Origin of the sequence: Colwellia demingiae (genome assembly GCF_007954275.1) — a bacterium.
In the GTDB taxonomy this organism is placed as follows: Bacteria; Pseudomonadota; Gammaproteobacteria; order Enterobacterales; family Alteromonadaceae; genus Colwellia; species Colwellia demingiae.
Window position 1 is genome coordinate 451,891 of the sequence record NZ_VOLT01000004.1, and the last position, 24,516, is coordinate 476,406.

Here is a 24,516-nt window from a genome sequence, read left to right on the forward strand (position 1 = left end):
ATTCAAGTAACGATTACGTTAATTTTTTATTAATGAGTAACTTTAGCAAGGTAACTTTAGGTAGAAAGTGGTACCAAACTCCTTATGACTATGAAAATAAAGTTCACCTTGAAGTTTATTCATTGCTAAGAAAGCTAGATTGATACTCATATCATTAATCTTATTTGTTTTATTTGAAAGCGATAAGTGTGCAATATTATCCAAGCCTTCTTCGGAGATTTCTGTAATATTGTGAATTTTAATGAGTATGAAGTCTTGATAGACTTCTGAAGTAATTGACACTTTAGATCCCCTAGGTGCAGCATCTAAGGCATTGAGATAAAGACAAGCAAAGATAATAATCAGGAGTTTTTTATCGCAATTAACATTGATATTCTCATCAATGTTGTCAAAGGCCTCTATATTTTTGTTGGCAATAGCGAAATCAAAAATACTCAATATAGGGAATAAGAGCTTTCTTAGCTTTTCTTTAGTAATAGTTAGTGTGTAATTACTCTGTTGTAATTTTGCTAAAACATGGCCGCTATCAAGTAACAATGTACTCATACCAATGTTGTATTCTAATTGTGATAAAGAACGTTTGGAAGATTTTGTATTAACGGTGGTAGATAGTTCAATTAATGTTTCAGTACTATCACGCAATAGCTTATTTAACTTATTGTATATGTTGTCATTAGACTGAGTGAACATTTCATTTTGCTGCAATAAATTGTCTATTTGACCTTGTATGGTGCGTTGATTCAAAATGATTTTACTGTGCACTTCAATGCGAGCTAACAATATCGCAGGAACGATAGGTTTAGTAATATAATCGACTGCGCCAAGTGAAAGCCCCTTAACAACATCTTCTGTTTCAGAAAGCGCGGTTAAAAAGATAACGACAATGTTTTGTGTTAATGGGTTCTCTTTAAGTTGCTTACACAAAGTTAACCCGTCAACTTCTGGCATCATAATGTCGAGTAGTATTAAATCAGGGGGTGAATCAGACAAGCAAATTTTCATTGCTGTTTTAGCATTTAACGCAGCTTTGACTCTATATTTGTCTTTGATGAGCTCTTTAATGATTGCAATGTTATCGGCAATATCATCAACAACTAATACATCTAATTCACCACAATGGACTTTTTGGCTAAATCGCTTGCTATTAATCGTACGTGATAAGCTTGTTGCACTTGCCTGTATTGGCATTTTGAGCGCTTTATTTATACGATTTTCAAATATTTTTTTATTAAATGGAGGAACTAAATACTCTGACACACCATGTGCAATTGCTTGTTTAATTAAGTCTTGTTCTATCATGGTAGAGACAATCACAAAGGGAGTTTTCATGGTGTTTTCATTATCACGTAACTTTTTTAATACCGATAAAGCGTTCAATTTGGGTAAGTTCCAGCCACATACCACTAAATTTATTTTATCTGCAGCAATTAGCTGCATACATTGACTTTCACTATTGGCAACAATCACCGTCTTCATACCCATAACGCGCAGCATTGAGACCATGATTTGCCTCATACTGCTGTTGTTATCGATAACTAAGGCATTAATATCACTAAAATTACTTGGCATAACTATATGTTCTAATCGCTTAATCTTTAATCCATAATAGACTAGACTGTATAAAAATAAAAAATGTTATTTATAATTTAAGTGTTTATTTCCTATGATAAAACTAAACAAGTGTTCATTCATCGCATTTTTATTTCTACAATCGTTTTTTCATCAAAACGCAATTGCAGAAAGCTTGCCTACCCATTTAGTCGATTGGGCTCATACTAATCCAGTTGTTCACATTGGTGTTGATGGCACTTTCCCTCCCTTTGACTATATAGACGAGCAAGGCATCACCCATGGTGCCGGTAAACTAATACGCCAACAATTATCATCAATACTACCGGTAGATTTACAAGAAACCTCCGTATCAGATTTCCGGGCTGAGTACGATTCTATGTTGCGTGGCAATATTGATGCTATTTCAGTGTGTGGGAATATTGAACAACGACAAGGAGAAGTCTTATTTACTAAGCCATTTTTACAAATGACCCCGATTGTGGTGATTAATAAAAATAGTAAAATTAAAAATGAGATGGATATAACGTCAGCACAAAAGATAGCCTCTATTGCGGGTTATGCAGACGCTGAATTTGCCAAACAAATATCAATAAATCCTATAGGACTTAGCAGTAACTTCGAAGGTTATCAAAGTATTGAGAGTGGTCAGTACGATGGGTTTATTACTTATTTATATCTTTATAAATATATGATGAAAAAACATAACTTTAAAAATATTACTCCTATAGCTATCAGTCAATTTGACAGTTTACCTATCGGTTTTTGTGTGAATAAAGATAAACCGGAACTTGTTGAGCTATTAAACTGGGGAATTGATCAGCTTGGCGATGATTTTATTTTGGCGATGCAAAGTAAGTGGGCAGAGCCTACCGTTGATAAAGGTTACGATACTAGAGCTCAATTAGATGAAGGTATTAGCTTAATCAGTGTCTTTATTTATGCCATTGTTTTTGTCTTACTTGCGCTATTTTTAGCTCGTAAATTTGCCAGTACTATCGCGATAAAGCTTGATACGTTAGCCTTTAGAACGACCTACTTTACCGTACTTATCTTAATTCTATCTTTATCCGCAGCGGGGATTTATTTTTTCTTAAATGATTATAAGGAGCAGGTGCTTATTGATCAAAAAGAAACGTTTAATGTCACTCGAGATGTCACTGAAAAAACACTTAAAGGTTGGTATCGAGAACGTGAGTTATTGGCTCATAATATTGCAAAATCTAAAGGTTTTGAGCCCTTAGTTAATACCCTTGTTCTAGCTCAGGAGGCTGGCGATAACGTTAAGTTTATTCAGGCTCAAACAGCGCTGAGAGAATACTTTGCCAAACGCCCCTACACTACACAAGGAGGCAGAGCTTATACCATCAGTGATGTGCATGGACGTTATTTATTAAACCTTGTACAGAGCGTTGAGGGGAAAGACTCTCCCATAATGAACCAACGGCCTGAATTATTTAATAAAGTAGTTATGGGCAGTACCGAGTTTATTCCACCCGTTTGGTCAAATGTTGACATTGATGATAATAAAAATATAAAGGACAAAGACGCTGAAATATTTATTGCCACGCCAGTGCGTAATGAACAGCAGAAAATTATTGCTGTATTAGGTTTTAGATTCGATCCGGATAGAGAATTTTCACAATTGTTTATTGACGGTCGATTAGGACATAGTTTTGAAAGTTACGCAGTAGACCCCAAGGGTTACATCATTTCAAGTAGCCGTTTTACGCAAGAATTACAACAACAAGGTATTGTACCTGCTGGCGAAAGTAGTGTGCTTAATGTCCGTTTGCAAGACCCTGAAAATAATCCGATAGTGCAAGCCGCACAATTTAAACTCAGCGGACAAGACTTAGATGGCTATCAAAACTACAGAGGAAAAACCGTTGTCGGGCAGTGGATCACGTTAAAAGGCTCTAACTTTACCGTTGTTAGTGAAATTCAACTAAGCGAAATGTTAGCTGAATATTATGATGTAAGAAGTTTATTGCTTATCGGGTTAATCATATCAAGTGCCTTTATTCTCTCCATTTCTATTTTTATGATTACTATCTCTAATAGAGCGAATGAAATTAGTCGGCGTTCTCAAAATGGATTGGCAGAGCAGGTTAACTTGAGAACGAAAGAATTAGCCTTATCTGAACAAAAAAGCAAACTCATTAATAGCTCCGTTGCTGATGGTATTTTGGGCGTTGATAAAAAAGGTAACTTTATTTTTGCTAATGAATCTGCAACAAAAATAACGGGATATAGTGAAGAGGAAATTCTATCAAGTGATCTCATCTCACTTTTTGCAGGAGATAATGAAGCAAACCTCACTTTTGAAGAAACAGAAGTTTATAAAGCGATTCAAACCAAGAAAGTTATTCGTATTGCCAATGAATATGTATTAATGAGCGGAGCAAGAGAACTCCCCCTTGAATATAGTATTTCGCCGGTTGAAGATGACCAGTCTGACTTAGCGTGTGTTATTGCATTACAAGATATTACTCTTCGGATACAAGAGACAGAACGCCTCGAAAAAATGCTAGAACATTTACCCGTTTGTATGGTCATCATGAATCAAAATGATGAAGTAGAACAGATTAACCAAACTGGCATTGAATTACTTGGTTTTGAAAGAGATGAAATTGTAGGTAATCCGGTAGATTTGTTTATTCCTAAAGAACAAGTTGAGAGTCATAAAGCTTTACTTAAAAAGTTCTTTCAAGAAGAAGCTGTCATCGATACTAGAAGTTTAGAACGAGATTTTAGGGTTAAGCATAAATCAGGCAAGCTTATTGAAATTCAGGCGGTATATACGCCTGTTCATTTTCATAATGGCTTATATGCGGCGGTAATGGTGCGTGATATCACCTTAGATAGACAAGCTGAATTTGCACTGTTAGAAGCAAAGCGCATCTCTGATGATGCCTCAAAAGCAAAGTCCGACTTTTTAGCGAACATGAGTCATGAAATTCGTACACCTATGAATGCCATTATGGGCATGTCTCATTTAGCATTGGGGTGTGAATTAGACAGAAAACCAAAGAACTACGTGACCAAAGTTTATAAAGCGGCAGAATCCTTATTAGGGATTATTAATGACATTCTCGATTTCTCGAAAATTGAGGCAGGTAAGTTAGATATTGAAGTTATTGAGTTTAGTTTACATGACACGTTTGCAGACCTAGCTAATATTATTGGCTTAAAAGCTGGAGAAAAAAACTTAGAGCTGTTGTTTGATATCTCTCCAGATGTCCCTGTTATGCTGAAGGGTGATCCCTTAAGGTTGAATCAAATCCTGATAAATTTAGCCGGAAATGCGGTTAAGTTTACCGAACAGGGACAGGTGGTTATTTCAGTTAACGTAGTTACTAACGTTAGCACAAGTCGTTGTGATGAAATTAACTTAGAGTTTTCAGTAAAAGACTCTGGGATTGGAATGGATGACGAGCAACAGAAAAAGCTGTTTCAATCCTTTAGTCAGGCTGATAGCTCAACCACTCGAAAATACGGCGGTACTGGTTTAGGCTTAACTATTTCTAAAAAATTAGTAGAGTTAATGAATGGCCAGATATGGCTAGAAAGTAAAGCAGGTGAGGGTAGTTGTTTTTCTTTTACCACCACATTACAAGTGTCCGATGTTATTGATAATAAGCTTGTTGAGCAGCAAAAGTCTTTTCTAGCAGATAAGCGTATTCTTATTGTTGATGACAATTTGCTGGCATTGGATGTACTCAGCTCTATTTTAAAATCTTTTCATTGTCATGTTGTTGCGGCAAATAGTGGGGAAGAAGCAATTGAACTCGCTAAGCAAGCAACGCTGGCGTTTGATTTCATTATGCTTGATTGGAATATGCCTGATTTGGATGGCATTGAAACCTATCACATCATAAAGTCACAAAATAATTATCAAGATAACCAATTTATTTTAGTAACGTCTAATGCCAATGATAATGATGCGGTGGATCAGCTTAAAAAGAGTATCAGTAGTGTTTTAGTTAAGCCTGTCACTTCTTCGAGTATTTTTGATGAAATGATGCGCCTTAATGGTGATGAGGCGTACAGCAATACTAGAGAAATGAAACGAGATGATGAACTTATTCAAAATCAGCAACGTCTAAGCGGCGCGAAAATATTATTGGTTGAAGATAATGAGTTGAATCAAGAGCTAGCTCTTGAACTATTAAAACAATCTAACATTGATGTTGAGTTAGCTGAAAATGGTGCTATCGCGGTAGAAAAATTCTCTAGCAAGCACTTTGACGGCATTTTAATGGATTTACAAATGCCGGTGATGGACGGGTTTAGTGCAACGAAAATTATTAGAGAAAGTGATCCTTCAATTCCTATTATTGCCATGACAGCTAATGCTATGGTGAGTGATAAAGAAAAAGTATTAGCTTCAGGAATGAATGATCACATTACTAAGCCTATTAATGTCAATACCATGTTTGCCACCATTGCAAAGTGGATTTCACCTTCGGTCAAGGTAAGCCACGACATTGATAAATCGGCATTAAGTGTTTCTTCCTTACCTGAAAAGGTTATAGAACTACCTGACTTTAATGCCATTAATACCAGTGCAGGTTTAGCGGTGGCCAATGGTAATAAATCATTATATGTTAAATTATTAGGTAGGTTTGTCAGTGGGCAAGAGGACTTTGTAGAGCGCTTTAAAACCTCTATGTTAAAACAGGATAAAGAGGAAGTTACCCGTTTTGCTCATACCTTAAAAGGAAGTGCCGGTAATATCGGTGCTACCGCTTTACAGGGATATGCCGATCAGTTGGAGCTGGTTTGTGCAAATGATGCTAATACAGATGAGTTAGTGAACTTACTTGATCAAGTCACTGAAGAGTTAACGATCGTATTAAATGAATTAACGGGGTATTTAGCTAAAGAAAATAGCGTTGAAAGCACTGCCCCGATTAATAATTTCACCTTTACTGAAGAGTTTAAGGTACAACTAGCTCAGTTACTTGAGCTAGTTGAAAATTTTGAAACAGAATCGATTGAACTAGCTGAAGATATTTTGAATCAATTAAAGGGCACTAAGCAAGAAGCCGTATTTACCAAGATTTATCAGCAAATAGAAGGTTATGAATTTACTGAAGCGGAAACCGCTTTGAATGAATTTATCGATATACTAAGTAAGTAGCTAGCAACTAAGTCGTTACTTACAAGAAAATAATAATAAAGTAATCAATAGTGCGTGTACTCTCTTCGATGTACTATCGATACAATAATAGTAGAGGTGAATATGACATTATCAAAGCATGAAGTAGTAGACGGAGATAAAGCGACAGTACTTATTGTTGATGATAACTCAGATAATCTAGACGTATTAAGTGGTGTATTACGTCCTTTTTACAAAGTAAAAGCAGCGATTAATGGTGAATTAGCGCTTAAAGTCGCATCAGCAAAAAACAAGCCAGACATTATCCTGCTTGATATTATGATGCCAGGAATGGATGGCTATGAAGTTTGTCGGCAATTAAAGTTGAATCCGAGTACAGCCAATATTCCAGTGATTTTTGTTACCGCTAAAACAGAAACAAAAGATGAAGAAGCGGGATTTGAATTAGGCGCCGTTGATTACATTACTAAGCCAATAAGTGTGCCTATTGTACTGGCGCGAGTACGTGCACAATTAGCACTATATAATCAACAGCGTGAACTTGAAGTATTAGTGAAGCAACGTACAAAAGAGCTCGATGATACGCGATTAGAAATCATTCAGCGATTAGGTTGTGCAGCTGAGTATAAAGACAATGAAACGGGTTTGCATGTTATTAGAATGAGTTGGTACTCTAAGTTTTTAGCTGAGCAAATTCAGGCGAACGATGAGTGGGTCGAGCTACTTTATAACGCTGCTCCAATGCATGATATTGGTAAAATAGCGATACCAGACAGAGTGTTACTCAAGCCAGGGAAACTCGATAAAGAAGAGTGGACTATCATGCAAACACATGTTGAATGTGGTGTAGAAATCCTTGGAGAACATGAGTCAGATTTGATGAAAATGGCACGCGAAATAGCCCTTTGTCATCATGAAAAATATGATGGCAGTGGTTACCCTAATGGCATATCAGGTGAAGATATTCCTTTAAGCGCTCGTATTGTTGCTATTGCTGATGTATTCGATGCGTTAACGTCAGTACGTCCCTACAAAAGTGCATGGCCAGTAGAAAAAGCGATCGCACTATTAGAAGAGGAAACTGGAAAACATTTTGATCCAGTATTAGTGCCAGAATTTATAAAGTGTTTACCGAAAGTACTCGAAATAAAAGATAAATATATGGATGTATTTGATGAGTGATTATTTATAAAAAGCATCTGTAACACATTGATCAACGATGATAATATTGAAAATTATCTAACCCTAAAATGACTTAAAAGTGTAGCTAGATATTTATAGCAAGCTAAGCGTGATGTTATTTTAAAGCAACAGATTATAACGGAAGAATAAAACAACATGTCAGAGCAAGAACAACAAAAAGATACCTCAGTTCAAGAAGCGACAGCAGTAATTGAAACACAAGATCCTGTGCGCAAGATCACTAAATACGTGTTAATCATAACAGCCTTGATTTTTGTTTGGTATATCATTGCTGACAGGCATGCTCCTTGGTCAGACCAAGCAAGAGTGCAAACTTATGTTATTCCAATTGTGCCGCAAGTTTCTGGTCGGGTAATAGAAGTATTGGTGAAACAAGATCAGATAGTCGCTCCTGGCGATATATTATTTAAAATTGATCCAAGTGATTATGAATTGGCCGTAGAAAATGCAGAAGCTTCTTTAGAAATGGCTGGTCAAGAAATTGGTGCGGGTATGGCATCAGTTGTTACTGCGCAGGCACAACTTGTTGTTGCAGAAACCAACGTTGAACATGTTAATGCACAAAGTTCGCGTGTTTTTGAAATGGAAGACAAAAATGTGCTTTCTCATTCTGAAGGCGATAAAGCTCGTGCCGCAATCAAGGCGAGTAAAGCTCAAGTAGTCAGTGCAGAAGCTAACTTAGATAAAGCTAAGCAGTCTTTAGGTAAAGAAGGTAATGCTAACCCTAGAATTCGTTCCGCGATGGCGCAACTTAAAAAAACACAGTTGGACCTCAGCCGAACTGTTGTGCTAGCCCCTTCTTACGGTGGCATCACTAACTTGCAAATCGATACTGGTTTTTATGCAAAAGCTGGCGCTGCGTCAATGACCTTTATTGAAGGTAATAATGCCTGGGTTCAAGTTAATTTACGTGAGAACAACTTAGCAAATTTAGCCATAGGAAACTCGGTTGAAATAGCTTTAGATGTTAACCCTGGTACTATATATCAAGGGAAAATAAGTAGTATAGGATTTGCCGTTGATACTTCTTCGACCAGTGCTGTCGGTGGTTTAGCTACGGTTGAATCAAAAACTGGTTGGCTTAGAGATGCGCAACGCTTCCCAGTCATGATTACCTTTGATGATGATAGTACTAAAGGTAAACGCCGATTAGGCGGCCAAGCAGATGTACAAATTTATACTGGTGACAATTGGTTCGTTAACAGCCTTGGTTGGCTTTGGATCAGAGTATTAAGCATACTTTCTTATGTCTATTAATGTGAAAAATAATTCAGTTAACATCGGTACTTATATCAGTAAGAGTATCTTTACTGCTGTTAGAGTTATGCGTGTATTACGTTTTGCCTTTGGAGTCACACTTTCCTGCGGGCTAGCGTATGGCATCAATTGGCCTTTAGCTTTTTTAATGCCTGTGTTCACCGCGATGATTTTGGCAATGCCATTACCGAAACCATCCGTCAAAGCCAGCATTAATAATATGATGAGTACCTTAAAGGCATTTGCTATAGGGTTAGCTTTCTCATTATTTTTTTTGCAGTATCCCATTGTCTACCTAATCGCGTTAGCGTTGGTTTTATTTCATCTCTATTACTATTTAAATCGTGGTGGCTCATTTTGGTTTACCTTAATGTCGATGATCGCCATTTTAGTCTTACCTATGATTGCCAATAGCAACGAAGGTTTAGCGATAGGTTTTTCGGCAGGTTTTGTCTATTCCAGTTGGTTAACTATTGCGATGCTTTGGTTGGCACACTTTGTTTTTCCGGATCCTAACTTCACCCAATTTCCTATAAAGCCTAAATACAGTAATGTTTATTCAAAGGTTGCAGCGAAAACCGCTTTAAAAAGTACCTTGGTAGTTTTCCCCATTGCGGCTATTTTCATCAGTTATGGCTTGAGTGATTACTTATTAGTGATGGTTTTTTCCGCGCTTTTTATTCTTAAACCTGATTTAGCTGAAGGTAAGCAAGCTGGACAAAATTCATTATTGTCGACCTTGTTAGGCGGGGCATTTGCTTGTGTTTTTTATTGGCTGATTGTTGCTGTGCCTCAATTTAACTTTTACTTATTATTGCTGCTTGCCACTGCATTATTTTTTGGTAGACATATTTTTTCTGGCTCGCCAATGGCTAAGTATTACAGCTCAGGTTTTATCGCACTACTGGTGATTGTAAATAGTGCTATGGCAGCGGACAGTAACTTTAGTGAGATTTTAATTCAACGCGTATTACTTATTTGCTCTGCCGTTTTTTATATTATGTCTGCTTTAAAAGTACTTGAACGTTATTGGTTTAAACCCAACAAACCAGTAGTTTCAACATGATAAAACCACGTAAAAAAAAAGGAGCTTAATAGCTCCTTTTTTCTTTAAATATTATCTTTAGTGTTGCAATGCTTGCCAACCTTTATCATCAAAATAGTGAGGGTATTTCTGTAAGGCTTTTATTGTTGTAATAGCGCCCGCACGAGGATTATCTGACGATTGCATTTGTTTGCTAGCTTGCATAATATCAAACAGTAAAATATGTAATTGTGCATCAGCATCTTCCGGCAACTTACAGTTTTCAAACAAGTAAGCGAGCTGTGTATCTATCTTACCAGCGAGTGATTTATACTGTGCGTCGGTAAATTGCTTATGATGGATCTCTGAAATATTTTCTTCGATTGAGATTTTTATCTTACTCATGCCAGTATGTAAGCTTGCATCAATTGGCCATTTTTTTCCTTGATCTAATTGCAGACCTTGTTGAGTGGATGCGTGCCCATGACTATGCTCATGTTCGGTAGCTATAGCCGAGTTAGTTACCGTAGCCACGAGTAAAAATAGACACGTAGAGATTAATTTAGATATATTCATATGACTTCTTTATGACAAATAATAAGTGTTTATACCCATGTTACCTCAAAATGAATGGTTCTACTGAAATTAGATGCGCCCTGATCAAGAATCGCTCGGCGTCCTGAAATTCGCATTTTGAATTGTCATGGAGATGAGCTAGTTGTTTGCAGATTTAATTCAAGTAGTGTTAACTTCAACCCGTTAATTTTAATCTTAAATCGGTAATTATTTAGCGCCTTTTCAAAGAGTTCACCGATTAATAAAAAGCACTCACAATGATCAATGAGGGGAAGATAACAAAGTACAGTCGCATTAAAAAGCGTAAGTTCTTATTTGCACCTTTTAGCTCCATAAAGTGATCTATGACGATAAAACCTTTATAAGTTACTGTTATTGCGATTAATACACTTACTAACGTTGTTGATGAAAACTTCTCACCTAAGAAGGTATTCAGTAATGTTATTACAATTAAGGCAGCTAAATAGTATTCTAATTTTATTGGATTCTTCATTATCATCTCCTACCTAAGTACATATAATAATGGGAAAATAAGTATCCACATTAAATCTATCATATGCCAATACACGGCCAACGCTTCTAAGCCTGAATGCTCTGTTGATGAATAAGCGCCGCGTCTCAAACGAAATATTACCCACAATATGGCACATGAAGCCCAGCCAACATGAATAAAATGGTTAAAGGTCATATAGTAATAAACAGTAAAAAACTCATTCGTATTGGCACTAAAACCCTGCAATGTATTCCAGTGAAACTCCCAGGTTTTTATGATCAAATACAAAACACCACAACTTAGTGCAAACCATAAATATCGCTCGCATTTAATTTTATTATCTACTCTTATAAAGGCCATGGCTTTGGCCATAAAATAGCTAGAAGACAATAATACAATGGTATTAGTAACGCCCAATGAAGTGTGTAAGCTTTGAGGTCCTTGGGCAAATGTGTCTGGATAATAAAATTTAGCAATAAAGTACGCAGCAAAAAAAATACCAAACTCAGTAAGCTCTGAAAGTATTCCTACCCATATAGGAATATTACCGGGAATTCTTCCTGCATGTTCTTCACTCCATGACTTTGGAAAAATACCAAGTGAATTTTTTATTGGGTGACTCTTCATCATTTTTCCTGCAGTGCAATTATCTGTTAGTGAGTAGCCACTTAACAACTTAAATTAAGTGGCTCTATACTCGGGTTCTATTTTCTATTTTCTATTTTTCAACTTAAAGACCAAATGTTGCTTTAATTTTAGCTTCAAAATCTTCATCTGATAGTTCTTTTCTTAGTGGCACGAAAGAAGTCGCTTCACTGCCAACAGGTATGGCAATAAGTGAGTCTTCATCTTCAATGATGGCTTTGACTGCATCAGCAATAGGTTGTGGGCTGGGGCCTTCGTTAATCGCTTTTGCAACAATAGGGACAAAATGGGCAACGAGATCTTTATAAGGTGAACTTTCACTGGTTGTACTGGTATTTGCGACTAAACCCTTTTTAACAAAGTTAGTGCCAAACAGGCCAGATTGAATGGAGTGAACTCGGACATTATAGGGAGTCATTTCAAAGCGAATGGAGTCAACAAATCCTTCTACCGCATATTTACTGGCATTATAATGGGAAAGTAATGGCAAGCCCATTTTTCCAAGAAAGGAGCTGATATTAATAATGACTCCAGACTTAGCCTCACGCATATAAGGAAGTACTGTTCTTGTCATTTTCATTAAGCCAAAAACATTGACGTCAAACTGTTTGAAAATTTCTTCATCTGTCGCTTCCTCAGCGCTAGAAACAAGACCATAACCAGCATTATTGACTAATACATCAATTTTGCTTTCTTTAGCAATAATAGTGCTTACAGCAGCCTCCATTGAATTGGTATCTGTCACATCAAGATAAATATTGTTCACACCAGAGATCGCTGGCGTAGCCAAGTTTTTATCTCGTGTCCCCGCATAAACGGTATAACCATTTTCATGTAAAAAACGGGCAGTCATTTCACCCATTCCAGAGCTTGCACCTGTGATTAAAACAACTTTAGTCATCATAGTATCCTCGGTAGTTATTTAATTAAGTAAATAGGTTATTAAGTAGTAATCTTATTAAGTAATACTCATTGACTGAATTTTACCTTGCCTGATCAGTAATTATTATATGCTTTTATCACTAGCGGGATTTTTGCGTATCACTATAGGGAATTTTTTAAGTCTTTTGGATAAACACCATATGTTTTAAAAAAGATGGCGCTAAAGTGACCTTGGTGTTTGTAGCCAACCTCATTCGCTATTTCAGAGACACTAAGCAGATGTTCACGCAGTAGTAAATTCGCTTTTTCTAAACGGATTTTTTGAATATAAACATAAATAGTCGTTTGATATATTTTTTTAAAGTATTTTTTGAGCTTAAAATCATTGGTGCCACACAGTCTAGCTAACTCTTTAATAGATGGGGGCGATCGAAAGTCTTGTAAGATGATATTTTTTGCTTGAGCTGCAATGTTTATTTCTTCAACGGTATGCTCTGCAGGTACACGTAAATCAAGCAGTGAGAATCTGTGTATCATATATTCAATGGCTCTATGTTCACTGATCATGCTGCTCATCTTTTCACTATGTTTAGCACTAACTATTTTATCAATCAGGTACAGGCTTAAAGCATCCGTTGGTGTTTCATGAATGAGTTCAAGACTGACTTCTTGCTGCAACTTTTCATATAAAAAGTTGATTGGCTCATAAGCATTATTACTCAAGTAACGTTTAATAAAAAAGTCGCTGACAAATAGGATGAATATTTCTGATTTATTCTCCCCATGAATGGTTATTTCCATATCTTGTCTTGATGTAGCAAATAAATAGGTACTATGCTCAGCTAACGAAAAACTGTTTTTAGTTAAGTTGTCTTTTATCAGGCAGCTACCTTGACCTACTGAAACAATAAAGTTCATTCGGTCGATATTTTTAAGATTAAGTGTTTTGTCCTCACTAAGCATGAGTGCGATATCAAAAAAGACTAAACCATTAGATATATCAACGCGAATAACATGTTGCTCTTGATGTTTAAAAAGCTCGGTTATTTTATAACGTCTATCGGTAATATTAAAAAAGAAGCTATCCATTAAGGTTGTAGTACTCCCTAACTCTTCGTTCAAAATCTTCATCGCTAAGTTCGCGGCGCATAGCAATGAATTTACTGGCTTTATCTCCCACAGTTGAACGTGCTGGTGAAGCATCATCTTCAATTGTTTTAACGATAAGCGCTGCAGCTTCTTTAGCTTCATTGCCACCGTTTATTTGCGCTAATATATCAGGTAGTAGATTGCTAGCTAGTTCGCTATAAGGACTATTTTCATCTACTGTCGCGTCATTAAGGACTAAGTTACCTTTAGCAAAGTTGGTATTAAAAAAACCGGGCATGATGGAGTGTACTCGGATATTGAAAGGTTTAAGTTCATATCTAAGAGAGTCGGTAATGCCTTCAACAGCATATTTACTCGCGTTATAAAAAGTGAATAGCGGTAAACCTATTTTCCCCAAAAAGGAGCTAATATTTATGATGACACCACTATTGTTTATTCTCATTAACGGTGTAACGGCTTTGCATAAACGAAGGATGCTAAAAACATTAATATTAAATTGATTGTACATTTCTTCTTCGCTGGCTTGTTCAACCGTTGACACTAAAGCATAACCTGCATTATTTATAAGTACGTCAATTCGGCCTTGTTCTGCTTGTATAGCGTCAATTGTGTGTTTGATGCTTTGATGGTCAGTGATATCAAGAGCTATCACATGTAAGTTATCAAGTTTAATAGTAAATTTTGATGGATCTCTAGTGCCGGCATAAACAATGTAGCCATGTTGAGCCAATAAAATCGCTGTTATCCTACCTATACCTGAACTCGCGCCAGTGATGAGTACTACTTTTGCCATGTGAGACCCTTACTTTCTCTTATTAAAAGCATTATGTTACTCAGCTAGGACCTTTGGCATGTGTGAGATCATCTTCTGCTTAAGTAAATATAAAAATATTATTAAGTCTTTATGTGATTTAAGTGCGATTTGTAACAAACAGAGTGTTTTATTGTTACCGACTAACACTATTTAATAATAGTGAGATGGTTTACCTATTCATTAACTGCACTTTTGTTAGTTGCTAGCAATAGATGTTAGGAATAAATGATGGATATAGAAAGTAAACTGTCTTGTTAATACGTCTAAATATCAATAATCAGGCGGTCTTATATAAGTCAAACACCGTGTATTATTTGCCTGACCTGTATAAGTGGTTAAGAAGCTAGATCACAAATTTGAACTTCTTATGTTAAACAGTTGATGAAAATAAGGCGTTATATTTATCTGCAAAGATAAATGTTTAAAAACTATAACCATGATTTTCAGGGAGTGATGTTATTCCTGTACTTTCTTAGGCGGAAAGTTGGACAACAAACGATTAACTGTTTCTGCAATCGCCAGCTCTTTTTCTTGGAAAGACATATCACCTTTACCTTCATAAACATCAGTGCCATGCCAAATAGCTTCATTATTATGGCTGATATCTATAAAAATTTTAGTAATTATGGTTGCGTCACTGTCAATAGGGATGCTGGTACTTACACCAACACTAGCAGCGCCACTACCGCCAATTTTAGCCCCACCTAACCCTATGCTAAATGATGAGTTATTAGCTTTTTCCTGTTGAGAGAAATGGAACTCTACTTGTAAATCGGCAAGCTCTGCTTGATGAGTAAAAAGCTGACGAATTAAAGCACTCTCAATCGCTTGCTTAATACGATTATCCATCACTGGATTTGCATCAAGATCAGGGGATATTTTTTCAATAAATTGAAAGCTTTTAAATAATGAAAAATTAGTCTTTTCGTTATAATCAAACTTAGTGGTTGGCTCGCTACTACAGGCAGTTAATAGTAATGTAAATAAAACAGCGATAAGACTTTTCATTAATTCACCTTAAGAAAGTAGAAGAAAAATTTGAATAATTATAATTAATACCAATCCGTTTGGTATTGAGTATAACGAAAGAGTTCTGGTTATGCTGGTTATTGTTAATGCGTTAGTTGAATTAAAGAAGAGGTACTTTTGTACTTGGTAAATTCCAGACGAAAAAAAATCTTAACATTGTTGTTAAGATTTCGTTTCTTCTCCGTAGAGAATAAATGGTGCTGACTGCCTGAGTTGAGCTGTTGCACGTTAATGTGTTACTGATTCAATTAGTAATTCAGCTGCTAAATTTTAGGCAATAAAAAAGCCTCAACATAAATGCTGAGGCTTCGTTATGAATGGTGCCGACTGCCGGAATCGAACTGGCGACCTACTGATTACAAGTCAGTTGCTCTACCAACTGAGCTAAGTCGGCACACAAAGCTGTGTGCAATATTTAAGTTTAATCTATACAACCTAAATACTTTTGGCACCGAAGTATTACTTAATATTTCTATTGAGCACCACTTCTGTAAATGGTGCCCCGACCCGGATTTGAACCAGGGACACGAGGATTTTCAATCCTCTGCTCTACCAACTGAGCTATCGGGGCACAACATGTTTAACTTGGCTTAATTTCGCTACCTCGTTAAGACGGGGCGTATTAAACTGTTTTTCCTTTACCCCGTCAACTCTTTTTTACTAAGTTTTTTATAAAAAGTGTTTGTTTGCTGTTTTTTACAGCAAATTTTATTTGCGTGCACCTTTTGTGAGCGTTAACGAGCTATAAAGTAAACAGTCTAAATCTGCATAACTGTAAATTGTGATTATTTACTTGGCGGTACATAACCTTCAATTTCTGGTTCTGTACCTTCAAATAGGTAAGCAACCATAGCCGCTTCTAAAAAAGCACGGTCATCAACATTCATCATATTCATTTTTTTTTCATTTATTAGCATGGTTTGTTTTTTTTGCCAGATAGTCCAAGCTTCTTTAGAAATGTTATCAAAAATGCGTTTACCTATTTCGCCGGGATAAAGTTGGAAACCTAAACCTTCGGCTTCTTTGTTTAGGTTTTGACAAAATACTGTGCGACTCATAATGGATTCTCTTCTCTTTATTAGGTAGGTAGTAGTTAATTAGTACAACTGTAGAGCTTTACTGATTATTTGTTCTTATATAAACATGAAAGATTAACAGTCTCTAAGCAAAGTAAGTAGTTTTTGTGTGGAAGCCGCTAAGCCGACACTCAATCCTTGGTGTAAATCATACCACTTTTGCTGATTAGGTTCGTTTATTTTTGCACAATCAAGTTGCTGGCAGTCTACTACCACGGGGGTAATATCTAAATGAAAATGACTGAAAGTGTGCCTAAATTCGGTTAAGGTTTGTGATGAAACTTCCTTAAGTGACAAACTAGTCATTAAGTCATTAATTTCGGTTAGCTCATCAACTTCATGAAAACACCATAAGCCACCCCAAATACCAACAGGTGGGCGTTTTTCCATCAAAACTTTATCACAGCGTTCATTTTTCAGTCTTGGGATCACCATGATGGTTTTCTTCTCAGGAAAGTTCATTTGCTGGTCACCAGCTTTAGCTAGGCAGCTTTGCTCAACGGGACATAAATCACAACTTGGTTTACTACGTGTACACACTGTTGCCCCAAGATCCATCATGGCTTGATTAAAGCTATCAGTTTCAATGGCAGGAGTTAATTCTTCACTTAAATGCCATAATGCTTTGTCGAATTTACTTAAGCCATTATAACCTTCAACAAGATAACTTCGTGCCAGCACCCGTTTTACATTACCATCTAAAATAGGATGATATTGTTTTAAGGATAAACTTAAAATAGCGCCAGCGGTTGAGCGACCTATGCCAGGCAAAGCGATAACTTGCTCAATCTCAGTGGGAAAGTGGCCATCATAGTCATTGAGCATGATTTTAGCCGATTTATGTAAATTACGAGCTCGAGCATAATAGCCTAAACCTGTCCAATGATGTAAAACCACATCTTCATCAGCATTAGCTAAGTCGGTAATTGTCGGAAAACTTGCCATAAAACGCTGATAGTAAGGAATAACTGTCGCAACTTGTGTTTGTTGTAACATTATCTCAGAAATCCACACACGATATGGGGTTTTATCTTGCTGCCAAGGTAAGTGCTTTCTACCTTGTAGGTGATACCAGCTTACGACTTGCTGGCCAAATTGTTCAGCCGATTTGGCTGATATTACTATAGGATTATTCATAGCGCGCAGTGTAACTAAATAATGTGTTGAGCTCAAATAGGCAAATTCGCATCTTGATGTTAACGAGTATATAATGTCGCCTTTAAAATTCGCTCAGCTTAGTTCCAACTTAGCATTAAGAAAATATAAGGCTTTATAATGAAAATGAACGCAAAAAACCGTAGTACTCGTATTCGTAAAAAATTACGTGTTGATGAGTTTCAGGAATTAGGCTTCGATGTTGCTTGGAAATTAAAAGATGGTATAAATGGTGAAGAACTTGATGCTTTTATCAATAAGTTTTTTGCAGAAGCTATTCAGCCAAATGGCTTAGGTTTTGGCGGTGAAGGCGATACTTTATGGCATGGTCTTATTTGCACTCAGAAACTAGGTTCTTGTACTGATGAGAATCGCAGCACTGTTGAAAAATGGTTGACTGATAATGGCGCAACTTCAGTAGCAGTTAGCGATTTATACGATGTTTGGTGGGCTGAATAGTTTTATTCGTCATAAATGATTTTTAAACGGCATTGTCGGCGCTATTCATTACCATTACTTATGTTCCATAAGCGCAGGCACTGAATAACTTGACGGCTTTGTCTAAAAGCCATTTATTTAGAATAACGAACTAACTTTTTTAATAAAGAAAACTTATGACTGAAAAAAACGAAAAAACACATAAAACCATAGAACAAGCTGAGCAAGAAGGTAAGTACATTCGTAAAGTACGTAGCTTTGTCAAACGCGAAGGCCGGTTAACAAAAAATCAAGAACGTGCGATTAACGATCATTGGCAAAATATGGGCTTAAACCATAGTAATGGCGTTATTGATACCCAAGTATTATTCGCCAATGAAAATCCTGTGGTTTTAGAGATTGGTTTTGGAATGGGTAAATCTTTAGTCGAAATGGCTAAAGCAGCACCAGAGCTAAACTTTATAGGTATTGAAGTTCACAAACCTGGTGTTGGTGCTTGTATTTCATCAGCAGTTGAAGAAAACGTTAGTAATTTGAAAGTTTATGAACATGATGCTATCGAGATTTTAGCAGACTGTATACCTGACGATACCCTAACAACAGTTCAGTTATTCTTTCCAGATCCTTGGCACAAGAAAAAGCATCATAAGCGCCGAATTGTTTCAGCTGAGTTTGTCGAAACTATCAGACAAAAGTTGAAAGTTGATGGTGTATTCCATATGGCAACAGATTGGGAAAACTATGCAGAATGTATGCTAGAAGATATGCAAAGTGCACCAGGTTATAACAACTTGTCTGAAACCAACGACTATGTGCCACGCCCAGATTCTCGTCCGTTAACGAAGTTTGAAAACCGTGGTCAACGTCTAGGTCATGGTGTATGGGATTTACAATTTGCTAAAAAGGCTTAACTATTCCGTTAAACCTTTTGCATGGTTTTAGTTTGCTTTGCCAGATCAGGCTTCGCTTTGACTTGGTAAGGGTAAATATTGACGTTCAATGAAAAACAAATGTTGAGCGTTACGTAAATTTCCGCTGTCTATTAACCATTGTTGATCAATAATTTCACGCGCTAAGGCCGCATGCAATATGCGGCTTTTATATTGAGTCCAATAAGCTAATGTTGCTGTTTGATGGCAATCATTATTAGGAAACTGTTCACATCGAGTTAATGCTAATTCTTCAATAATATTAGCAATGACTTTATCTTTTAATTCTGAATCAATTTGTTGTTTAAAGCGAGTAAAGCGTTTTGCTTTAACTAATTGCCAGAGCAACCAAACCAATGACAGTAACGCCAGTATGGCGATAATTTCCATGTTCTGTTCCTATTCATACCCAAACCACATGAAGATGCAGGTTTCAGCTGGAATTATAAACGCCTTTAGGCAAGGCATTGATTGAAGATAAGGGGTGTTCTCTTGTCGAAATCAATAACGTAGCATAAAGCGTTTCTAAACCAGCCCTACGGGGACACCTGAGTAATTTATACTCTTCGTTGCCTCATTTTTTAAGGGAATAATCCTTAATAAAATGAGGCGCCTTGATCATCAATCACTCAGGCGTCCTGAAACACGCAGCTTCAAGTGGCTTGGGTATATATAATCACCTTTACTATATCATCTTAACTCGACTATTTATCTATTCAAGTACATAAAAAGAATGATAATAAGATCACACTTAGTTACACTGTTATCAATTTCATCATAGGCGGATTTTTCAATGAGCAGAGCTTTTCTATTTCTTAGTATTTTCTTCTTAAGTGGCTGTGGAACACCAATCCAAGCATTTCAAGTAAAAGAAAATTCAATTCAAACATTATATAAGAAGGTCAATCCTTCAGTTGTTGAATTACATGTACAATCACTAGCTGATCCAAAAATTGGTCAAGTAGCATATAAAGCAAAAACCGCAAATTCATTAGGCTCAGGTGCATTAGTAAGTAGTGAAGGTCGTATTTTAACAGCAGCGCATGTTGTTGATAAGGCAACCGCAATTGAAGTAGAGTTTGCTGATGGCACAAAAACTACCGGTCATGTTGTTTGGGTAGAGCCACTTATCGATTTGGCTATGATTCAAGCAGGGGAAGTTCCTAGCTCAGCCAAACCATTAAAATTAGCTAAAACTAACGATTATCAAATTGGTGAACAAGTTATTATTATTGGTGCACCTTTTGGTGTTAGCCACAGTTTATCTGTCGGCTATCTAAGTGGTATTCGTGACGGTAACGCAATACCTGGTCGAACCCTAGTACCACGTTTACTGCAAACGGATGCCTCAATTAACCAAGGTAATTCTGGCGGTCCAATGTTTAACCTTAATGGTGAAATTGTTGGTATTGTTAGCCATATATTATCTAAAAGTGGTGGCAGCAATGGCTTAGGTTTCGTTGTTTCGGTTGATACTGTTCGCCATATAATTGATAGCGACCCTGGTACATTCTCTGGTTTTATTCCATTGCTACTTAATAAAAAACAGTCTTATGCTATTAACAATACAGCAGGGCATGGCATGTTAATTCAGCATGTTATACCGGGTACTTTAGCAGATAAATTAGGCTTTAAAGGTGGTAATCTTAGTGTAGTCATTGGCCGCAGTCCTATTTTACTTGGTGGTGACATACTGCTGGAAGTAGGCGGACGTGCTATTATTGATTTAGCCTCAGCGGTTCAAATTAAGAAGCATCTAGCTACCTTTGAAAAAGGCGATAGAGTTACTTTTAAGTATTTACGCAATGGTCAAAAGAAAGAAACTTACTGGATAGTTGAGTAGTTAACGTTAATCGCTAGCTATAATATTTATTCAAGTTAACCAAGGTAAAGAGGCGGATACATTTCTGCCTTTTTTAGATAATTTAAACGGTAAAAGTACATTTTTAATGGTGTTATACTACTGACTCCTTAATAGTTGCTAATATTGTTCGGAAAAACTTTATGACTATAGTATATAAAACAAGAACGCAGTTAGTGGTTGAAACGCTGAGAGAAAAAATTCTTAGCGGTGAGTTGAAGGCGGGCGAATCACTTCGTCAAGCGGCGTTAGCGACCGAATTAAATGTAAGTCGTATTCCGGTAAGAGAAGCCTTATTACAGCTTGAAGGTGAAGGATTAGTTGTCTTTGAACCACATAAAGGCGCTACAGTAACTGAGCTTAACGCTAAGCATGTTGTTGAGCTTTTTGAATTACGAGCAATGCTTGAAGGGCACTTGTTAGCTGCATCGTTACCACTATTAACCAGTGAGAAACTAGCTGAGGCAAGTGAGATTCTAGGGCAATTAGATAAAGCCCTTGGTAAGGAAAATGCCGCAAATACTTGGAGCGAGCTGAACTCTCGCTATCATAATTGTTTATACTCGGCGGCAAACCGTCCACAAACGCAAGATTTAGTTAATACGTTAAATAAAAATGCTGATAGATATATTCGTATGCATTTATTGTGGGCAGGCGGCATTTCTAAAGCAGGTCCTGAACACAATCAGCTATTAGCTTTTTGTAAAACGGGTGATGTTGACGAAGCTGTTGCGGTATTAAAGCACCATATTTTAAGCTCTAGAGATGAAATAAAAGCTTTTTTAGAGCAACGTGAAGCTGCTAATAATTAATTTTATTGGTAGTGTAATATTTATTTGCTTACTTATACTTACTTATGTTGTAAAAGTAAGCAAATATTGACTTTTCCTCTTTATTTCTATAGTATTCCCGCCCCTCAAAATCACGTAAAACTTGTTTGTTTTTGTCTATGTTTAGCGTTAATTAAGCATAAATGAATCATGTTCGCCAATTCGTATTCGCCAATGATTTAACCGGAAAAGTTAACTGTTAGCGATAAACCCAATGAGATAAAAATGTTTGAATTACACGCTAGTAAAGTGTCTAACTTGAAAAATGATGTGTTATCAGGTCTAACAGTTGCGTTAGCACTTGTACCTGAAGCGGTAGCTTTTGCTTTTGTTGCCGGCGTAGAGCCTTTAGTTGGTTTATATGCTGCTTTTATAGTTGGTTTAATTACTGCTATTTTTGGTGGCCGACCTGGAATGATTTCTGGTGCCACGGGTGCCATGGCTGTTGTAATGGTAAGTTTAGTTGCCATTCATGGTGTTGAATACCTATTTGCCACTGTGGTGCTCACGGGCATAATACAAATTATGGCGGGAATATTTAAATTAGGTAAGTTTATTCGCCTAGTACCGCACCCTGTAATGCTAGGTTTTGTTAATGGTTTAGCGATTGTTATCTTTTTAGCTCAATTAGGGCAATTTAAAGTAACTAACGCTGCTGGTGAACTTGAATGGATGCAAGGTACGCCATTATTTACCATGGCAGGTTTGATACTTCTAACGATGGCAATCATACACTTTTTCCCTAAACTGACTAAAGCAGTACCTTCAACTCTAGTGGCTATTGTGGGCGTGTCATTATTAGTCTTTGCTATCGGTCTTGATACTAAACTTGTTGGTGATGTTGCTTCAATTGCTGGCGGTTTACCAACTTTCGCTATTCCTCAAGTTCCGTTCTCATTCGAAACCTTTAAAATTATTCTTCCTTTTGCGCTTGTTCTTGCCGCAATTGGTCTTATTGAATCTTTATTAACACTCACTTTAATTGATGAATTAACAGGTACACGCGGTCGCAGTAATAAAGAGTGTATTGCTCAAGGTGCAGCTAACACAGTTACGGGCTTCTTTGGCGGTATGGGTGGTTGTGCGATGATCGGTCAGTCGATGATCAACGTAAACTCAGGTGGTCGTGGTAGAGCATCTGGTATAACTGCAGCGTTAGCCTTGTTAGGTTTTATCTTGTTTGCTTCTGGCTTAATTGAAGCGATACCGCTAGCTGCACTAGTTGGCGTAATGTTCATTGTGGTTATTGGTACGTTTGAATGGTCAAGTCTTCGAATTTTAGGCAAAGTACCTAAAGCCGATGCTTTTGTTATTGTATTGGTTTCAGGGGTTACTGTTTATTCAGATTTAGCTGTTGCCGTTATTGTTGGTGTTATTGTATCAGCGTTAGTTTTTGCTTGGGAGCACGCTAAACATATTATTGTTCACCGAAGTGTTAATGAAGAAGGCTCAACAGTATATGAAGTGAGTGGACCAATATTCTTCGGTTCAATCGCTAATTTCCTTGAGCAATTTACGCCAGAAGATGACAGTGACGATGTTATTGTTGAGTTCAAAAATGCGCGTGTTGTTGATCACTCTGCCATTGAAGCAATTGATACTTTGGCTGAGCGCTATTTATCGCGTAACAAGGCCATGCATTTGAAACACTTAAACAAAGAGTGTAAAGAACTGTTACACAAAGCAGATAAATTAGTTGAACTTAATATAATTGAAGACCCTGATTATCATATTGTTAGTGATAAGTTAGCGTAAATTCATCTTTAAATAATTTAAGAGCCAGATTCGCTGGCTATTATAAAAATGCGTTGATAAGTTATACTTAACTTACAGCGCATTTTTTTTATTTGATTTTTAGTGATACCCAAAACATTATTATTAAGTTTGTGCCCTTGTTGAGCGTAGGGAAAGTTAAGCAAGGTAAGAAAAACTTGTAAAGTAGCTAGTTATTACGATTGGGAATAATGCAGTCTTGGCGTATTTTAATCAGCAAAACCGAGCAATAATTTACTAAAATAGGTATTAGGAGGGGTTAAATGCAATTAGAATTTTTTGACGTTCCTAGTCCCTGTGTTGGCATTTGTCAGTCCGATGAGAAAGGTCACTGCCTAGGTTGCATGCGCTCGCGCGATGAACGATTAGACTGGAAAGCCTTTAATAATGATGAAAAACAAAAAGTCATAAAACGTTGTATTCAACGTAAAAAGCGTAAGAAAAATCTGCATAAGCCTAAGCAGGTACAAACCGCCACGGCACTAGAAAGTGAAGTTGATATGCAGCCATCTTTACTTGATCCCCCAAGTAAAACTCAGACAACACCAGATACTGATTTAGATTTTAGTGAGTTTGAGCTTTAACTCCGCTAGTGTTGCTATTTAAACCGTTTTAATTCGTTTAACGGTTTGTTAATTAACCATTATCAAAAAAATTCACTTTTAATACAATATTTTTTACAAAACGGTTGCCACTGATAATGTTTAACTATATTATACGCGCTCTT

Annotated in this window: 21 protein-coding genes and 2 tRNA genes; 10 read left to right on the forward strand and 13 right to left on the reverse strand. The window is 36.7% G+C overall.

Annotated elements, in window-relative coordinates; translation table 11 throughout:
* Window positions 1-42: 42 nt before the first annotated feature.
* Entirely contained in the window at window positions 43-1,569 is a 1,527-nt protein-coding gene (locus tag ESZ36_RS10040) for a response regulator (protein ID WP_146787110.1), read from the reverse strand.
* Between the two features lie 94 nt (window positions 1,570-1,663).
* Between ESZ36_RS10040 and ESZ36_RS10045 the strand changes: the two genes are divergently transcribed.
* From ESZ36_RS10045 to ESZ36_RS10060, 4 genes are all read left to right on the forward strand, one after another.
* Window positions 1,664-6,715 (forward strand): response regulator, encoded by a 5,052-nt coding sequence (locus tag ESZ36_RS10045; protein ID WP_146787112.1) that lies wholly within the window; start codon window positions 1,664-1,666, stop codon window positions 6,713-6,715.
* 102 nt (window positions 6,716-6,817) lie between these two features.
* Window positions 6,818-7,876, forward strand: a complete 1,059-nt coding sequence (locus tag ESZ36_RS10050) for a response regulator (protein ID WP_146787115.1) — start codon at window positions 6,818-6,820, stop codon at window positions 7,874-7,876.
* Window positions 7,877-8,032: 156 nt separating this feature from the next.
* On the forward strand, window positions 8,033-9,154 hold the full coding sequence (locus ESZ36_RS10055; RefSeq protein WP_146787118.1) for an HlyD family secretion protein: 1,122 nt from the start codon (window positions 8,033-8,035) through the stop codon (window positions 9,152-9,154).
* Complete coding sequence (locus tag ESZ36_RS10060; RefSeq protein WP_246129049.1) at window positions 9,144-10,220, forward strand: DUF2955 domain-containing protein; 1,077 nt, start codon at window positions 9,144-9,146, stop codon at window positions 10,218-10,220. The genes ESZ36_RS10055 and ESZ36_RS10060 overlap by 11 nt, the downstream gene beginning before the upstream one ends.
* 57 nt (window positions 10,221-10,277) lie before the next feature.
* Here ESZ36_RS10060 and ESZ36_RS10065 read toward each other — a convergent pair whose 3' ends face one another.
* The 11 genes from ESZ36_RS10065 to mutY all read right to left on the reverse strand — a co-directional run bounded on the left by ESZ36_RS10065 (window position 10,278) and on the right by mutY (window position 17,940).
* Window positions 10,278-10,754 carry a hypothetical protein gene (locus tag ESZ36_RS10065; protein ID WP_146787120.1) on the reverse strand — a complete coding sequence of 159 codons (477 nt, stop codon included), beginning with the start codon at window positions 10,752-10,754 and terminating at the stop codon, window positions 10,278-10,280.
* A gap of 238 nt (window positions 10,755-10,992) precedes the next feature.
* Window positions 10,993-11,247 (reverse strand): cytochrome C oxidase subunit IV family protein, encoded by a 255-nt coding sequence (locus ESZ36_RS10070; RefSeq protein ID WP_146787123.1) that lies wholly within the window; start codon window positions 11,245-11,247, stop codon window positions 10,993-10,995.
* A gap of 9 nt (window positions 11,248-11,256) precedes the next feature.
* On the reverse strand, window positions 11,257-11,877 hold the full coding sequence (locus ESZ36_RS10075) for a cytochrome c oxidase subunit 3 family protein (RefSeq protein ID WP_246129050.1): 621 nt from the start codon (window positions 11,875-11,877) through the stop codon (window positions 11,257-11,259).
* 100 nt (window positions 11,878-11,977) lie between these two features.
* The gene (locus ESZ36_RS10080; RefSeq protein ID WP_246129051.1) at window positions 11,978-12,796 is read right to left on the reverse strand and encodes an SDR family oxidoreductase; all 819 of its coding nucleotides are present in this window, start codon (window positions 12,794-12,796) and stop codon (window positions 11,978-11,980) included.
* Window positions 12,797-12,936: 140 nt separating this feature from the next.
* Window positions 12,937-13,905 carry a helix-turn-helix transcriptional regulator gene (locus ESZ36_RS10085; protein WP_246129052.1) on the reverse strand — a complete coding sequence of 323 codons (969 nt, stop codon included), beginning with the start codon at window positions 13,903-13,905 and terminating at the stop codon, window positions 12,937-12,939.
* Window positions 13,856-14,677: an SDR family oxidoreductase gene (locus ESZ36_RS10090; RefSeq protein WP_146787129.1), complete on the reverse strand. Its 822-nt coding sequence runs from the start codon at window positions 14,675-14,677 to the stop codon at window positions 13,856-13,858. The genes ESZ36_RS10085 and ESZ36_RS10090 overlap by 50 nt, the downstream gene beginning before the upstream one ends.
* Window positions 14,678-15,154: 477 nt before the next feature.
* Complete coding sequence (locus tag ESZ36_RS10095) at window positions 15,155-15,706, reverse strand: DUF4136 domain-containing protein (protein ID WP_146787132.1); 552 nt, start codon at window positions 15,704-15,706, stop codon at window positions 15,155-15,157.
* Window positions 15,707-16,045: 339 nt separating this feature from the next.
* Window positions 16,046-16,121, reverse strand: a tRNA-Thr gene (locus tag ESZ36_RS10100).
* Window positions 16,122-16,222: 101 nt separating this feature from the next.
* Window positions 16,223-16,298 (reverse strand) — tRNA-Phe (locus tag ESZ36_RS10105).
* Window positions 16,299-16,512: 214 nt separating this feature from the next.
* A complete protein-coding gene (locus tag ESZ36_RS10110) occupies window positions 16,513-16,785 on the reverse strand; it encodes an oxidative damage protection protein (protein WP_146787135.1) in 273 nt (90 codons plus the stop codon).
* A gap of 93 nt (window positions 16,786-16,878) precedes the next feature.
* Entirely contained in the window at window positions 16,879-17,940 is a 1,062-nt protein-coding gene (mutY, locus tag ESZ36_RS10115) for an A/G-specific adenine glycosylase (RefSeq protein ID WP_146787137.1), read from the reverse strand.
* Between the two features lie 138 nt (window positions 17,941-18,078).
* Between mutY and ESZ36_RS10120 the strand changes: the two genes are divergently transcribed.
* Together ESZ36_RS10120 and trmB are read left to right on the forward strand one after the other, a co-directional pair.
* Complete coding sequence (locus tag ESZ36_RS10120; RefSeq protein ID WP_011044882.1) at window positions 18,079-18,417, forward strand: YggL family protein; 339 nt, start codon at window positions 18,079-18,081, stop codon at window positions 18,415-18,417.
* 155 nt (window positions 18,418-18,572) lie between these two features.
* Window positions 18,573-19,307 (forward strand): tRNA (guanosine(46)-N7)-methyltransferase TrmB, encoded by a 735-nt coding sequence (gene trmB / locus ESZ36_RS10125; protein ID WP_146787140.1) that lies wholly within the window; start codon window positions 18,573-18,575, stop codon window positions 19,305-19,307.
* Window positions 19,308-19,352: 45 nt separating this feature from the next.
* On the opposite strand, the gene ESZ36_RS10130 is transcribed toward trmB, so the two are convergent.
* A complete protein-coding gene (locus tag ESZ36_RS10130; RefSeq protein WP_146787143.1) occupies window positions 19,353-19,715 on the reverse strand; it encodes a hypothetical protein in 363 nt (120 codons plus the stop codon).
* A 403-nt stretch (window positions 19,716-20,118) separates the two neighbouring features.
* Between ESZ36_RS10130 and ESZ36_RS10140 the strand changes: the two genes are divergently transcribed.
* From ESZ36_RS10140 to ESZ36_RS10155, 4 genes are all read left to right on the forward strand, one after another.
* Window positions 20,119-21,168, forward strand: coding sequence for a S1C family serine protease (locus ESZ36_RS10140; RefSeq protein WP_146787146.1), 1,050 nt, complete (start codon window positions 20,119-20,121; stop codon window positions 21,166-21,168).
* A 161-nt stretch (window positions 21,169-21,329) separates the two neighbouring features.
* A complete protein-coding gene (locus ESZ36_RS10145; RefSeq protein ID WP_011044877.1) occupies window positions 21,330-21,998 on the forward strand; it encodes a GntR family transcriptional regulator in 669 nt (222 codons plus the stop codon).
* Between the two features lie 243 nt (window positions 21,999-22,241).
* Window positions 22,242-23,771: a SulP family inorganic anion transporter gene (locus ESZ36_RS10150; RefSeq protein WP_146787149.1), complete on the forward strand. Its 1,530-nt coding sequence runs from the start codon at window positions 22,242-22,244 to the stop codon at window positions 23,769-23,771.
* Between the two features lie 281 nt (window positions 23,772-24,052).
* On the forward strand, window positions 24,053-24,373 hold the full coding sequence (locus ESZ36_RS10155; protein ID WP_146787152.1) for a DUF1289 domain-containing protein: 321 nt from the start codon (window positions 24,053-24,055) through the stop codon (window positions 24,371-24,373).
* Window positions 24,374-24,516: the final 143 nt, after the last annotated feature.

Bases quoted from the DNA above. Each gene is read 5' to 3' on its own strand.
- ESZ36_RS10040 (WP_146787110.1), bottom strand. From the start codon at position 1,569: ATGCCAAGTAATTTTAGTGATATTAATGCCTTAGTTATCGATAACAAC.
- ESZ36_RS10045 (WP_146787112.1), top strand. From the start codon at position 1,664: ATGATAAAACTAAACAAGTGTTCATTCATCGCATTTTTATTTCTACAA.
- ESZ36_RS10050 (WP_146787115.1), top strand. From the start codon at position 6,818: ATGACATTATCAAAGCATGAAGTAGTAGACGGAGATAAAGCGACAGTA.
- ESZ36_RS10055 (WP_146787118.1), top strand. From the start codon at position 8,033: ATGTCAGAGCAAGAACAACAAAAAGATACCTCAGTTCAAGAAGCGACA.
- ESZ36_RS10060 (WP_246129049.1), top strand. From the start codon at position 9,144: ATGTCTATTAATGTGAAAAATAATTCAGTTAACATCGGTACTTATATC.
- ESZ36_RS10065 (WP_146787120.1), bottom strand. From the start codon at position 10,754: ATGAATATATCTAAATTAATCTCTACGTGTCTATTTTTACTCGTGGCT.
- ESZ36_RS10070 (WP_146787123.1), bottom strand. From the start codon at position 11,247: ATGAAGAATCCAATAAAATTAGAATACTATTTAGCTGCCTTAATTGTA.
- ESZ36_RS10075 (WP_246129050.1), bottom strand. From the start codon at position 11,877: ATGATGAAGAGTCACCCAATAAAAAATTCACTTGGTATTTTTCCAAAG.
- ESZ36_RS10080 (WP_246129051.1), bottom strand. From the start codon at position 12,796: ATGATGACTAAAGTTGTTTTAATCACAGGTGCAAGCTCTGGAATGGGT.
- ESZ36_RS10085 (WP_246129052.1), bottom strand. From the start codon at position 13,905: ATGAAGATTTTGAACGAAGAGTTAGGGAGTACTACAACCTTAATGGAT.
- ESZ36_RS10090 (WP_146787129.1), bottom strand. From the start codon at position 14,677: ATGGCAAAAGTAGTACTCATCACTGGCGCGAGTTCAGGTATAGGTAGG.
- ESZ36_RS10095 (WP_146787132.1), bottom strand. From the start codon at position 15,706: ATGAAAAGTCTTATCGCTGTTTTATTTACATTACTATTAACTGCCTGT.
- ESZ36_RS10110 (WP_146787135.1), bottom strand. From the start codon at position 16,785: ATGAGTCGCACAGTATTTTGTCAAAACCTAAACAAAGAAGCCGAAGGT.
- mutY (WP_146787137.1), bottom strand. From the start codon at position 17,940: ATGAATAATCCTATAGTAATATCAGCCAAATCGGCTGAACAATTTGGC.
- ESZ36_RS10120 (WP_011044882.1), top strand. From the start codon at position 18,079: ATGAAAATGAACGCAAAAAACCGTAGTACTCGTATTCGTAAAAAATTA.
- trmB (WP_146787140.1), top strand. From the start codon at position 18,573: ATGACTGAAAAAAACGAAAAAACACATAAAACCATAGAACAAGCTGAG.
- ESZ36_RS10130 (WP_146787143.1), bottom strand. From the start codon at position 19,715: ATGGAAATTATCGCCATACTGGCGTTACTGTCATTGGTTTGGTTGCTC.
- ESZ36_RS10140 (WP_146787146.1), top strand. From the start codon at position 20,119: ATGAGCAGAGCTTTTCTATTTCTTAGTATTTTCTTCTTAAGTGGCTGT.
- ESZ36_RS10145 (WP_011044877.1), top strand. From the start codon at position 21,330: ATGACTATAGTATATAAAACAAGAACGCAGTTAGTGGTTGAAACGCTG.
- ESZ36_RS10150 (WP_146787149.1), top strand. From the start codon at position 22,242: ATGTTTGAATTACACGCTAGTAAAGTGTCTAACTTGAAAAATGATGTG.
- ESZ36_RS10155 (WP_146787152.1), top strand. From the start codon at position 24,053: ATGCAATTAGAATTTTTTGACGTTCCTAGTCCCTGTGTTGGCATTTGT.